Source organism: Bacteroides fragilis NCTC 9343 (assembly GCF_000025985.1).
Lineage (GTDB): Bacteria > Bacteroidota > Bacteroidia > Bacteroidales > Bacteroidaceae > Bacteroides > Bacteroides fragilis.
In genome coordinates, this window is record NC_003228.3 from 3,281,656 (window position 1) to 3,293,457 (window position 11,802).

The 11,802-nt window shown below is 39.7% G+C and carries 15 protein-coding genes and 1 pseudogene; 4 read left to right on the top strand and 12 right to left on the bottom strand.

Going from position 1 to position 11,802, the window contains the following annotated elements:
• Positions 1 to 3: 3 nt before the first annotated feature.
• Complete coding sequence (locus BF9343_RS13505) at positions 4 to 261, bottom strand: OadG family protein (RefSeq protein WP_005798575.1); 258 nt, start codon at positions 259 to 261, stop codon at positions 4 to 6.
• Positions 262 to 434: 173 nt separating this feature from the next.
• Positions 435 to 2,072, bottom strand: a complete 1,638-nt coding sequence (locus BF9343_RS13510; protein ID WP_010993144.1) for a bifunctional metallophosphatase/5'-nucleotidase — start codon at positions 2,070 to 2,072, stop codon at positions 435 to 437.
• Between the two features lie 325 nt (positions 2,073 to 2,397).
• Here BF9343_RS13510 and BF9343_RS24120 point away from each other — a divergent pair.
• Positions 2,398 to 2,562 (top strand): annotated as a pseudogene (locus BF9343_RS24120) (DUF4373 domain-containing protein); the annotation flags it as partial.
• Between the two features lie 418 nt (positions 2,563 to 2,980).
• On the opposite strand, the gene BF9343_RS13515 reads toward BF9343_RS24120, so the two are convergent.
• Entirely contained in the window at positions 2,981 to 3,631 is a 651-nt protein-coding gene (locus BF9343_RS13515) for a DUF4858 domain-containing protein (RefSeq protein ID WP_032575744.1), read from the bottom strand.
• A 525-nt stretch (positions 3,632 to 4,156) separates the two neighbouring features.
• Between BF9343_RS13515 and BF9343_RS13520 the strand changes: the two genes are divergently transcribed.
• The 3 genes from BF9343_RS13520 to BF9343_RS13530 all read left to right on the top strand — a co-directional run bounded on the left by BF9343_RS13520 (position 4,157) and on the right by BF9343_RS13530 (position 6,466).
• On the top strand, positions 4,157 to 4,621 hold the full coding sequence (locus BF9343_RS13520) for a DUF4494 domain-containing protein (RefSeq protein ID WP_005788684.1): 465 nt from the start codon (positions 4,157 to 4,159) through the stop codon (positions 4,619 to 4,621).
• 146 nt (positions 4,622 to 4,767) lie between these two features.
• Positions 4,768 to 5,436: a YggS family pyridoxal phosphate-dependent enzyme gene (locus BF9343_RS13525; RefSeq protein WP_010993146.1), complete on the top strand. Its 669-nt coding sequence runs from the start codon at positions 4,768 to 4,770 to the stop codon at positions 5,434 to 5,436.
• Between the two features lie 55 nt (positions 5,437 to 5,491).
• A complete protein-coding gene (locus tag BF9343_RS13530) occupies positions 5,492 to 6,466 on the top strand; it encodes a dihydroorotate dehydrogenase-like protein (RefSeq protein WP_010993147.1) in 975 nt (324 codons plus the stop codon).
• 113 nt (positions 6,467 to 6,579) lie between these two features.
• On the opposite strand, the gene BF9343_RS13535 is transcribed toward BF9343_RS13530, so the two are convergent.
• From BF9343_RS13535 to BF9343_RS13575, 9 genes are all read right to left on the bottom strand, one after another.
• Complete coding sequence (locus BF9343_RS13535) at positions 6,580 to 7,374, bottom strand: N-acetylmuramidase family protein (protein WP_005788692.1); 795 nt, start codon at positions 7,372 to 7,374, stop codon at positions 6,580 to 6,582.
• 21 nt (positions 7,375 to 7,395) lie between these two features.
• Complete coding sequence (locus BF9343_RS13540) at positions 7,396 to 7,734, bottom strand: hypothetical protein (RefSeq protein ID WP_005788693.1); 339 nt, start codon at positions 7,732 to 7,734, stop codon at positions 7,396 to 7,398.
• 6 nt (positions 7,735 to 7,740) lie between these two features.
• On the bottom strand, positions 7,741 to 8,247 hold the full coding sequence (locus tag BF9343_RS13545; protein ID WP_005798581.1) for a hypothetical protein: 507 nt from the start codon (positions 8,245 to 8,247) through the stop codon (positions 7,741 to 7,743).
• A gap of 11 nt (positions 8,248 to 8,258) precedes the next feature.
• On the bottom strand, positions 8,259 to 8,495 hold the full coding sequence (locus tag BF9343_RS13550) for a hypothetical protein (RefSeq protein ID WP_005788695.1): 237 nt from the start codon (positions 8,493 to 8,495) through the stop codon (positions 8,259 to 8,261).
• Entirely contained in the window at positions 8,492 to 9,106 is a 615-nt protein-coding gene (locus BF9343_RS13555) for a DUF2589 domain-containing protein (RefSeq protein WP_005798583.1), read from the bottom strand. Before BF9343_RS13555 ends, BF9343_RS13550 begins: the two co-directional genes overlap by 4 nt.
• A gap of 16 nt (positions 9,107 to 9,122) precedes the next feature.
• Positions 9,123 to 9,935, bottom strand: coding sequence for a hypothetical protein (locus BF9343_RS13560; RefSeq protein WP_005788697.1), 813 nt, complete (start codon positions 9,933 to 9,935; stop codon positions 9,123 to 9,125).
• A 28-nt stretch (positions 9,936 to 9,963) separates the two neighbouring features.
• Positions 9,964 to 10,836 (bottom strand): DUF2589 domain-containing protein, encoded by an 873-nt coding sequence (locus BF9343_RS13565; RefSeq protein ID WP_005788700.1) that lies wholly within the window; start codon positions 10,834 to 10,836, stop codon positions 9,964 to 9,966.
• A 133-nt stretch (positions 10,837 to 10,969) separates the two neighbouring features.
• Positions 10,970 to 11,371: a LytR/AlgR family response regulator transcription factor gene (locus BF9343_RS13570; protein ID WP_005788701.1), complete on the bottom strand. Its 402-nt coding sequence runs from the start codon at positions 11,369 to 11,371 to the stop codon at positions 10,970 to 10,972.
• 40 nt (positions 11,372 to 11,411) lie between these two features.
• Positions 11,412 to 11,756 carry a DUF3876 domain-containing protein gene (locus tag BF9343_RS13575; RefSeq protein ID WP_010993148.1) on the bottom strand — a complete coding sequence of 115 codons (345 nt, stop codon included), beginning with the start codon at positions 11,754 to 11,756 and terminating at the stop codon, positions 11,412 to 11,414.
• Positions 11,757 to 11,802: the final 46 nt, after the last annotated feature.

Here is an 11,802-nt window from a genome sequence, read left to right on the forward strand (position 1 = left end):
TTTTCAGATTTTCTCGATTTTAGCCACTTTCCCTTTTCCCTGAGTCACCACATTAACGGCCGCCGTAATGGCTGCAACAATATTTCCGGGAATAGGAACCGGTGATTGGGCACCTTGCTTTGCAGGAAGCTGTTCTTCAGGAGCATATTTATTAACCAACGAGATAAGTAACTTTCCTAAATAGATCACAATGAGGAGGATAGCAAAGACAGTTGCCATCCCGACTACCATCAGTAGGAGCGCTGTTTCCAAATTTTCCATATAATTAAATTATTAGTAAACAATGTCGATTTGCAAAAAATCGTTCGAATTTAGCAATAATTTATTAATAAGTGAAAGATAAAAAACTTAAAAAACACAAAAGCGATCAGGCGGCTCAAAATGTAATTATACATTTTGAGCCGCCTGATCGCTTTTGTCTTAGCTCTGATTTTTTACTTTTGTACTATGGGTATCGGCGCAGCCTCAGAGGAGACAAACCCTTTCAGACTCTTCAAATAATCGATAAAAGCCACAGTTGTTTCAAGATTCTGACTATTAAAATCTCCTATTTCATAACCTGAAAATAATTTGCTGTCATAACCGTCGCCACCCGAGGTGATGAAAGCATCCAATACAACGATACATTTATCGTCATCACGGATTATCTTATTGGTACGGCAGTCGGTTATCGTTTCAACATTTCCTTTCGAATTCAAATGTAGTTTTAAATAAGAAGTTTGCAGAAAACCGTTTTTATTCCTGCGTCCATCGTCCAATAATTGCTTCAACCGTTCACCCGTAAATTCATAAGCCACCACGTTACCACCGAATGGAAGCACATTGCCGGCACGCAACCTTGTGACCTCACCCGCCGGAATACTGGCACGTAAACCACCAAAATGATTTACCCCAATGACAGGCAACACTTTCAATTCGGCAGGCACTTTTTCATTCTCTAAGAAACTCCGGACGTAGGCAGCTGTCACATAAGCTCCCACCGGAGTGTACTCCCATTTATTAATGGTACGATCGTGGATCAGGGCATCTTTTGCCAAAATCAGCTTTTCCGACAGTCCGTATACCGCCAATACTTTATCGACCAACGAATCGATATGTGCATTAGACGGCCCCTCTGTCCGAATTGTATCGCCTCCTATATAAGAGATGCGATTGCCGCCCTCTTCTTTCACTACTCTAAAATCCAACTTACCGATATGAGTACCGTTTACCCCTGCCTGGATAATGGGTACATCGTTCACCTTACTAAGAACAACTTCGTGAGAATGCCCGGAAATGATTGCGTCCACTCCTTTCAGGAAAGGCAGCAATTTAGCATTCTCCTCTTCTATAATATCTCTATTCTTCATGTTAGTGCCGATATGCATCAAGAGGACTACCATATCCACTTTGCCTTCTTTCTTCAACCGACAGGCAGTCTCGACACGGGCTGCATATACAGGATGCACAAAAGCCAGTCCCTTTATATTTTCCGGACTCGTTTTATGTGCCGTATCAGTCGTTGTCAACCCTACGAAAGCCACCCGCACCGTTCCTCCATTCTTCAGATTCAGAGTCACAATCCGGTAAGGTTTAGCCCACTCCAACGTATCTCCCCGATCCGTTATAATATTGGCTGCCACAAAATTCATATATACCTTCGCCGTATCCGTCAGATAGGGTAATCCCCAATCAAACTCGTGATTACCTACAGCGGACATTCTTACATCCATTTCCTGAAACATTTCCGGTAACGGATTGCCTCTGGTTATTCTTGAGAAATAACTTCCGCTGAAATTATCTCCGACAGAAAGCACGATGGTATTTTTATTTTTCTCTTTCTGTGTCAACACTGTTTGTACCAGTTGGCCGGCTCCGGGAACACCCTTATCGCAGGCAAAGGCTCCATGAAAATCGTTAAATGATACAAGTGACAAGGTATCTGTCACATTTCCCTTGACAACAGGTATTACAGTATTCGATTTATGCTCTTTCCTTTTTTCCACTTTGACAGGTGTCTGTGCTCCTCCCCCCGTAAAAAAGCAAAGCATCAACCCCAATGAAGCAATCTTCCGGATATGCAATTTTTCCATAAGTATATTCTTTTATTTATTTTCCACAAAGGTAAAAAAAATATATCCAAAAGCAACGCACCACAAATAAAAGTTATACGAGCAAACAACCGGAACGGTAAACTGAATACAAAAAATCTGCTGAAACATTTAGAACATTCCAGCCGATTCTCTTTGTAATGAATATTATAGTTTCACTACATCTTCCTGATCGTATCCACCACTCTCCTGATATCCTCATCTGTCAATGTAGGTCCCGAAGGCAGACACAGACCGATATTAAATAAACGTTCACTCGTACCATTCCCATAGAATAGAGCATCCGTAACTGCAGTTCCCCTCCCCCGAGGGGAAAGAGGATTCTGTTCCTCTACCAATACCAGGATACGCCTTTAATACAATGGCCCACAATTATCTGGGTCTGGCAGATATCCTGAAAAGATTAGGCATTAACGAGGTGAACGAAGTAAATGCCATTCTCAGACTGTCAGATTATGAAAGAGAGGGAACAGTACAGCCCCTCTTTTCATAGTTGACAAAAAAGCAAGTATATCGGTTTTAGTCTACAGAGATCTTCAGTAGGCCTAAGAAGTAAAGATCAGACTTAACAAACTGAAATACAAACCATTCAAAGTTCAAAACATCTGTCAGTAAAAGCTTTGTTTTAACACAGAGTTAAAGTTTATTCTTTGGATGCAAATAACAAGTGTTTTAAATGCAAAAGGCTTGTTATTTGCACACAAGAATAAAAATGGCTGAGAAAGGGAGTTAACAATGTTAATTATAAGGATAACAAACTGTATTTATAAAAATACTTTCTTGTATCAGAGAGACCACTCTATTTTAACGAAATCTTCCAATTTATATAGTAAAGCATATAAAGGTTTATTCCATAGTTCAACACAAGTAGAGAATCTAGCCTGAAATCATTAAAAGTTAAAACGGATACCGGAATTCCAAACCCATTCCCAACGCTTATAAATAACATTGTACTGATACTCTATCCCTGTTTTTAACTGTAATTTCTTATTGAGACTATAAGAAAAGCCTATACCCACATAATATGGAGTAGCTGTAGTTGGCAATATTATTGTTCGGTTCTTATCAATAGTATAGCCACCATAAACACGATACGCCAAATGGTCTGTAAACTTAAACTGTATATCAGTTTTCCTCTTTATCAATACTCGGGGATCCCCTATATCCAACTGGGATTTTACAAATAACTGTTTATTGCCCAACATGTGGACATTCATGAAGAGCGAATCTTGCCGGATATTCAACTCATTAACTTTAAAAGTGGATATATGGTATTTACCTGTAAAGACGTTAGGTCTGTACAATAGGAAATCTTTGATTAGTAAAATGGCAGAACGAGATTGAGATTTAAATAAGCGTCGTGGAGAAGAAAAAGCTCTGTCGAGTTCTCTTAATGCCTCCCGGTTAATTCGGATTTCAGCTTGTCCTGCTAATATTTTCTTTAACATCAAAGAGTCATTTTGTGTCCACACATTTTGTTCTTGTCCTTGCATGACCAAAGGCAAACATAAAGAAAATATGATAAATAAAATGAATCTCATCAACACTTTGCCATTAATTAAGAATAATCAATCATGTATTGCATTTCCTTACTTTCATACAATAAATAAACAAGTAACCATATATTATAATTAAGAACATGAAACTTCGATTTGTCCCTACGCACCCCATAATATTTAACACCATTAAGTATTACTTTACAAGTGTATGTTATTTCATAAAAACACTGGTAAACTGGTCTATTTTATAAGAGGCTGGCATATTGAAATCAGTAGGTATTTGATATTATTATCCAAGTAAAAAAATACATAAAAATATCACCAAACCACATCTATAATTAAAGATGTAGAGAGATAACATTTTATTCTTATTCACATGGAAAATATATTTTTAGTTGTTTTTGCCTACAATCACCACATTCCTTTTAAAATCCTTATTCACAATTATCTTTCTCCATTTTCTCAACCTTTCAGATTTTCTCTTTATCTTTGTAGTAGAATAGATTAGCATATAGGCAGATCTATATAGAAAATCATATATTAACTACTTAAAAATCAAAAGAGAATATGTCAATGCATACTTGGTTTGAGTGTAAGATCCGTTACGAGAAATTGATGGAAAACGGAATGAACAAGAAAGTTACTGAACCTTATCTCGTGGATGCACTCAGCTTTACAGAAGCAGAAGCACGCATTATTGAGGAGATGACCCCGTTCATTACAGGAGAATTTACCGTATCGGATATCAAACGAGCCAACTATAGTGAACTTTTCCCCAGCGAAGAAGAAGCTGCTGACCGCTGGTTTAAGTGTAAACTGATTTTTATCACACTAGACGAAAAAAGTGGTGCTGAGAAAAAAACGTCGACACAAGTTCTGGTACAGGCAGCCGACCTGCGCGATGCTGTAAAAAAGCTGGACGAAGGCATGAAAGGTACAATGGCTGATTATCAGATAGGTTCTGTTGCTGAAACAGCAATCATGGATGTATATCCATATAGTTCTGAGCCTAATGATAAACCGGAAGTATAATATTATATAAGGAAATGAACTAAGTTCACCACAGATTGACACAGATTAACACAGATGTTTTAATCTAATTTTCAATGAAATAAAAAATTATCAATCTGTGAAAATCCGTGTAATCTGTGGTGAAATGAACTCAAAACAGTATAAAAATGAATGTTACTGATAACTTAAAGCAGGTCCTGGCCGAATTGCCATCCGGCGTTCGACTGGTTGCAGTCTCGAAATTCCATCCGAACGAAGCCATTGAAGAAGCCTATCGCGCGGGACAGAGAATTTTCGGAGAAAGCAAAGTGCAGGAGATGACAGGCAAGTATGAAAGCCTGCCCAAAGACATTGAGTGGCATTTTATCGGGCACTTGCAGACAAACAAGATCAAGTATATGGCGCCTTATGTGTCCATGATACACGGAATCGACTCTTACAAACTGCTGGCAGAAGTGAACAAACAAGCCATAAAGGCAGAAAAAGTTATTCGCTGTTTACTGCAAATACACATCGCTCAAGAAGAAACCAAGTTTGGTTTCAGTTTTGACGAATGCAAAGAGATGTTGAATGCCGCCGAATGGAAAGCATTGGCAAACATACAGATATGCGGACTGATGGGAATGGCTACCAACACAGATTCGAAAGAACAAATCGAACGGGAATTCCGTTCTTTAAATTGTTTTTTCCATGAGGTGAAAAAACAATATTTTGCCAACGAACCGACTTTTTGCGAACTTTCAATGGGAATGTCCCATGACTATCATCTGGCCATTAAAGAGGGCAGTACATTGGTAAGAGTAGGAAGTAAAATCTTCGGGGAAAGAGTTTATTAATAATTGAATCAATGAAGTAACAGATTCATTGAAAAAACCATTAACAATAATTACCATGGCCGACTTAAAAACAACTTTTGCGGGATTGACTTTGAAAAATCCTGTAATTATCAGTAGTTCGGGACTTACTAACAGTGCCGCTAAAAACGCAAAGCTGGAAGCTGCCGGTGCAGGAGCCATTGTCCTGAAATCACTATTTGAAGAACAAATTATGATGGAAGCTGACCGTCTGAGGAATCCATCATACTATCCGGAAGGAAGTGATTATCTGGCTGAATATATCCGTAATCATAAATTGGCAGAATATCTGGAACTGATTAAAGAAAGCAAGAAGATATGCACCATTCCTGTTATTGCAAGTATAAACTGCTATACCGACGCTGAATGGGTAGACTTTGCAAAGCAAATAGAAGAAGCCGGTGCAGACGCACTGGAAATAAATATTCTTGCTCTACAATCGGACATCCAATATAAATACGGCTCATTTGAACAACGTCACATCGATATTCTGAGCCACATCAAGAAAACAATTCGCATCCCGGTTATTATGAAATTGGGCAGTAACTTTACCAATCCGGTAGCCTTGATCGATCAACTTTATGCCAACGGTGCAGCAGCTGTTGTCCTTTTCAACCGTTTCTACCAACCGGATATTGACGTAGAGAAGATGGAGCATACTTCAGGAGACGTGTTCAGCAACGCATCCGACCTTTCGACAACCCTGCGTTGGATAGGTATCTCTTCTTCACTGGTATCTAAAATTGATTATGCCGCTTCAGGAGGAATTCATAAACCGGACGGAATTGTAAAAGCTATTTTAGCAGGAGCATCGGCCATCGAAATATGTAGTGCCATCTACCAGAACACCAATCTGTTTGTAGGAGAAATGAACCGCTTCCTTAGCGCATGGATGGAGCGGAAAGGATTTAAGCACATTTCTCAATTCAAAGGTAAGCTGAACGCTAAAGATGTGGGAGGCATCAACATGTTTGAACGTACCCAGTTCTTAAAATACTTCTCTGAGAAGTAAGATGATAATAGCGAGTGGTGAACAAGCTTCACAGTTTGTTCACCACTCTTTTTTAATCCACAGTTCTCTTTTAATTCAAATTTTATTGAGATGGTTCAAAGGTTATAATTGTCCTACGAAAATTTCTGGTAAGCCGCTGCTAATTTTTTATCATATTGATTCTGCTCATAAGCAGGACCATTATAACGTTTGGCAAACTCTGCCCAGTCTTTGGCTTGCAAAGCGGAAAGCATTCCGGATTGTTTGATAAAGCGGGCGGACAGCACCAATTGTCGACATTCACTCATACACATAGCTTTTACAAAGCTGTCGACACTCTTCTCTCCACAGGCTGCATAGTTGAAACCCATAATCTGGAACATCCCCCAGCTGGCAGAAGCATCCGCTGCTTCATGATTGATCTTACGGGCTTGTTCCAAACGATCGTATTCACCCATACCGCCTTTATAATGTCCCTTCTCCCATTTGGGATAGAGAATGTTTTCATTCCCCTTCACATGCGATTCAGGATTGATATTCCGCTTTTTCAATTGATTCCAGAAAATATGACCTTCGAAAAGGATAGCGGGCTTACCGGGAGCAAAAAATCCTCCTCTCCCACCTGTTTCTACTTGCTGTACCGCTTTTAAAGCAGCCACTTCCACATCGAGCAACCGGGCCACAAGAATAAAATCTTCTTCAGTCAAACGTTCGGTAATGGGATGCCCTGTAAAGAACAGAACTTCCCAAGTGCGATATCCCACGATTCCATCAGCATCCAACTTGTTTTTCTGTTGAAAATCAATAACTGCCTCTTTCATTTCTTGTGTAAAAGTCCGGCTTTCCTTTACTGAATAACCATTGCGTTTCAACTCCCGACACAGCAAGAGAGCTTCTTCACCTTCATAACCTAATTTAATAGTCTTCATATTCCAATTATTTTTTATTTATCATCTCATTTGTGAAGCCTTTTCCAGTTCATAAAGCGCCTTGTAGGCACGATAAATAAACTGGAAAAATTCATAACCGGTAAAATAACCGTCTGTACCAATACCACTATTACCGGACGACGTGCCACAGAAAAATTTACCGTCCAACAAAATATCCGTCTGAACAAGTTTCGGAAAATAAACTTCCTTCCACAGCTTCATATCTTCTCCGGAGAATGAAGCACATCCCTTTTCTGCCGGAAATCTGTTCACATACTTTTCAAGCATTGACACACACTCCATCAAGAGTTTTTTCTGTTCATTGGCATTTGCGCCCATTTTATTCAATATAGGATTCATACTCTTTCATTTTTTAATATTTAATTCAAATCTAATTTCAGTGATTTTTGGCTTAAGGCCAACATAATCAATTTTCAGGACCGCAACAGTATTTTCCTTGTTACGGCAAGTCACTTTATTCGTGAAATACAAATTACCGCTTTCATCCGGAAAAACGGCTGTACAATGCAGATATTCTCCGGTCTGGCGATAGGTCAACAGACGCTGATCGCACATACGCAAGAAAAATAAAAAGGCATTTACAAAACTACCGACATGAACGATCCGTATCTCGGGATGATAATAACTGAAAGGTTTACCAACCGGCTTGTTATTTCTTAGTAAAAAATAACGTGCCTGTTCCCCACATTGATCTGCCGATCTTATGACGGAAGATTCTTCTGCCGTTGCTTCGGTTGCATTATCCGCTACCGGCTGAGGGGCAGTTTCTACAACGGGAATTGTTTTCGGAATTTCCTTTCGGAACGGATGGCGGATCTTCTCCCCCATCCGCTTGAAAAAAGTCAATTTCATGCCTCGTCCGTTTAACCGTTGAACTTGCTTTTTCTCTCCAAATTCTCCTGCGCATTCTGAACTTTCCGCAATGCGTCAAAAGCTGCTTTCGACTTCATGCGGTCTATGTTCAAACGCAAGTGACAGGATGGACACTGCAAGGCATTGGATGTCAATAATTCAAAGATCGATGTCTCAATAAATGCTCCGCATTGCGGGCACTTCATCCCGGCTTTCTGTTCACGGGCATGTTCGGCTACATTATTCATTTATTTCCTCCTTCCGTTATTTCTTCAGCTTCAGTTTCTTCTACTTGCATATTGCTCGCCGTCAGATGTAACAGATTAGACAACCCCGCAGGCATATCTGCCTGACGCATCTTCACTTTCACTTTCATATTTGCCGACAAGCTCTGCTGCACATTCGAAGTGCTGCTGCCTTCTCCTTGTTTGGGAGCCAGTGAAGCCCGGAGTTTAAATCCCCCTCCACTTTGCGGCTCATTCACGCTTTTACCTTCTTCCAGTGAAAATTTCTCTTCAGCTGTTTCCGACAGCGCATCCAGAATTTTAATATCGAAATCGAAATCTGCTTCCTGTACTTGCAACAGTGGCAGAGGTACCAATGTCAGTATCGGTATACTTACACTTTGCGTTCTTCCCCCGCCGGCATCCTGACTCTGATAGTTGAACGTAAGCATACGTATCTTACCGGTCCGTCCTGTCACAGGATCATAGGATTCAAATGCGATTTTCATCAGATAATCCAGATATCTTTGTGAAGATAATGAATCCGCTTCAATAGTTGCAATCAAAGGACCGGCAATCAATTGCTGAAGTTCCATTACCTGGCTACTAGTGCTCCTAACTTTCTTATTATCCATATTATATCATTTGATTTTATCGCATCACAAAATCTTCCAGTAACGAATCATCATCCGTTTGACTGACTGAATAATTGCGAGGGCTGAACTTGATCTTAAAACTGTGTATCGCTTCTTCAGGCATATTCATCAGTTCATCAGCCGTGATGGCCACATCCAGCTGTGGAAATGAATGAAGACTTTTAAAGTTGGCATCTACCGACAGCTTTTTTACAATAGCTTCCATCGCTTTTATAATATTCTTTTCAGCGGTATCACGAAGTTTTTCTCCATCTTCTCCGGCAAAAAGATCATCAAGATCTGTATCGTAAAGAAATTTTTTACGTACGACATCTGTCAGTCTGCTAATCACAACATCGTTATTCACAGAACCATTACTACTGTCTACGGCATCATAGAGATTATTTCGGAAAGAGTTTCTCATATTACGGCTCAGAAAAGTGCAGAATTCCTGATGAAGTTTGTTTTCTTTTTTAAGCCGTTCAAAGAAGTGTTTCTCTCCTTCATTTCTCTCTATATCCGAAGTCATCACTGTGGTGACAGCACTGCTAATGGCTACCCTGGCAACTTGTTCGCACAGTTCTTTAAGGAACTGACGGAACTTATCATACTTGATATTAAACTGTTGCTGACTTTCCGATGCACTTTTCACACCATATTTCAAATCCAGTTCCATATCGCTTACCATAACATTAGGCAATTGAAAATCTTTCGCCTTTCCGTCTTTTCCGTAAGAGTCGCCAAGCGACAACGAATAAAGATTTGCTTCGTGTTGTGCCGAAACGATATCACGCAATATAGAGCCGATTACTGAACTTAACTGAGCCATAATATGATTTTTTAAGTTTTAATTAACGTTATTCCGTTACCTCTTCCTGGGGAGTTGCCGTATCTTTTTTCACTTCGACAATCACTTCCTTCTTGCTTCCCTCTGCTTTGATAGTATATGTACCTTCCGGCAAGTCGATAATCTTACTGTCACCACTTACCTTAAAGTCGGCCGCATTGGCTCCGGTTCCTGTAATAGTCAGTTTGTCAGGAGCCAACAGACCGCTGCCATCCTTATAGGTGGCAATCAACCGTACTGTTTCTTTTCCATTTTCAATAAGCAGCAAGTTGCTGTTCACTTCCAGTGTACCGGCAGGATCGGAAACATCCAGTGAGTTACCCAGCAATTCCAGAATTTTAGAAAGACCTGCGGGCATACTGTCTTGTCCGGCTTTTACAGCCACGTCCATGGTATACTCTACACTGTACTTAGAATCGGAAGTTGCTTTAGAATCCTTCTTCGATGAATAGCTTGCGTTCATATCCGCATTCATTTTGAAGCATCCGAATCTCATACTGGCCGAAGCCTTCAAAGCCGCATCCTTAGATACAGATTCATTCGTCTCTGCCGTTGTTGAAGAGGAAGCACTGATATTAGCCTTAAAATTAATATCCACTTCACGGATTGCAATATAAGGGATAGGAACAATGGTCAACAACGGAATATTCAACTGGACCAAACGTCCGCCTTGAATGAAAGAGAAAGAAACATTGACTGCTGTCTTCTCACCGGTTTCGGGATTAACATTTATACCTACATTCTGAATAAATTCCCAAGTTGTTTTTGCTGCCAAAGCCTGTGCTTCCACACATGCTTTCAACGGACCACCAATAATAGAACCGAACGGAATCGCCTGCAACGCACTGGTTGCAACCTGCGACGGTGTTTTGTCAACTGCCATAATAATTGTTTTTTTAAATTGTTACTTAATTGTTTTTCTCTTTTGTAAGCTTACGATGCAAAGGTAGTGCACATCCCTTGCGTAGTAAATTTTTAATTTTAAACGAAACTGGTTTTCTTTTTAGTTACCTCCTTTATTTTCCCAATGCACGCTTTGAGTAAATTTTATGGAAACAAGCTAAAAAATTCTTTTTGTGAGATTCACTGACCGGCAACATCTTCTTTCCTATATGTACATAGTTACCTGCAAATCCGGTCACCTTGAACACATTGATAGCGTAAGAACGATGAATTCTCTGAAACTTGCCGCGAGGAAGGTCATTATTGAAGATCCGATCCAAAGGATAGCTGACTGTTATCTCTGCACCGTTCTCCATACAGAGTACACAATAACTGCCGGATGCTTCCAGCCATAAGATTTCATCCAGAAGTACTCTTCTGTATTCATCACCAAAATAAACAAAAATAGCATTATCGACCAATGAGCTTTCTGACTCACCACAATAACAATACGGTTTGATTGAATTCTCTTTCATAAATTATTTATTGTTAGTTAACTGAAGTGTTTGCATGTAATTATTGTGTATAATCACCTCCGGGAGAGAAGTATAAAACACATTTCAAACTGTCATAATAAAACAGGATACAACCTTCTGCACGGATATACCCTTTAGTAGGTGAATTAAGATGAAGCGGATAACGGACAGGACAAATTTTTCCGTCATAAATACGGTGGTGAACTATAGCGAAGCTCCCTATGCTGTCTGTCCCTAATGTAATATCCGGACGGCCTGCAGAAGATTTCCATCTTCCATACATTCCGTCCGGCATCTGTATCCGGACAGGTCGACAACCCAAAAGCACAAATATGATAAAGACAAAATACAAAAAAAAGCTGTAATGATTCCTATTTTTACCCATATATAAAACTTTTAAATTTCATTTAGTGCAAAAATAGGATTTTATT

What these genes read in the sequence shown, in the direction of transcription:
- BF9343_RS13505 (WP_005798575.1), bottom strand. Translation starts at nt 261, where the DNA reads ATGGAAAATTTGGAAACAGCGCTCCTACTGATGGTAGTCGGGATGGCA.
- BF9343_RS13510 (WP_010993144.1), bottom strand. Translation starts at nt 2,072, where the DNA reads ATGGAAAAATTGCATATCCGGAAGATTGCTTCATTGGGGTTGATGCTT.
- BF9343_RS13515 (WP_032575744.1), bottom strand. Translation starts at nt 3,631, where the DNA reads ATGAGATTCATTTTATTTATCATATTTTCTTTATGTTTGCCTTTGGTC.
- BF9343_RS13520 (WP_005788684.1), top strand. Translation starts at nt 4,157, where the DNA reads ATGTCAATGCATACTTGGTTTGAGTGTAAGATCCGTTACGAGAAATTG.
- BF9343_RS13525 (WP_010993146.1), top strand. Translation starts at nt 4,768, where the DNA reads ATGAATGTTACTGATAACTTAAAGCAGGTCCTGGCCGAATTGCCATCC.
- BF9343_RS13530 (WP_010993147.1), top strand. Translation starts at nt 5,492, where the DNA reads ATGGCCGACTTAAAAACAACTTTTGCGGGATTGACTTTGAAAAATCCT.
- BF9343_RS13535 (WP_005788692.1), bottom strand. Translation starts at nt 7,374, where the DNA reads ATGAAGACTATTAAATTAGGTTATGAAGGTGAAGAAGCTCTCTTGCTG.
- BF9343_RS13540 (WP_005788693.1), bottom strand. Translation starts at nt 7,734, where the DNA reads ATGAATCCTATATTGAATAAAATGGGCGCAAATGCCAATGAACAGAAA.
- BF9343_RS13545 (WP_005798581.1), bottom strand. Translation starts at nt 8,247, where the DNA reads ATGAAATTGACTTTTTTCAAGCGGATGGGGGAGAAGATCCGCCATCCG.
- BF9343_RS13550 (WP_005788695.1), bottom strand. Translation starts at nt 8,495, where the DNA reads ATGAATAATGTAGCCGAACATGCCCGTGAACAGAAAGCCGGGATGAAG.
- BF9343_RS13555 (WP_005798583.1), bottom strand. Translation starts at nt 9,106, where the DNA reads ATGGATAATAAGAAAGTTAGGAGCACTAGTAGCCAGGTAATGGAACTT.
- BF9343_RS13560 (WP_005788697.1), bottom strand. Translation starts at nt 9,935, where the DNA reads ATGGCTCAGTTAAGTTCAGTAATCGGCTCTATATTGCGTGATATCGTT.
- BF9343_RS13565 (WP_005788700.1), bottom strand. Translation starts at nt 10,836, where the DNA reads ATGGCAGTTGACAAAACACCGTCGCAGGTTGCAACCAGTGCGTTGCAG.
- BF9343_RS13570 (WP_005788701.1), bottom strand. Translation starts at nt 11,371, where the DNA reads ATGAAAGAGAATTCAATCAAACCGTATTGTTATTGTGGTGAGTCAGAA.
- BF9343_RS13575 (WP_010993148.1), bottom strand. Translation starts at nt 11,756, where the DNA reads ATGGGTAAAAATAGGAATCATTACAGCTTTTTTTTGTATTTTGTCTTT.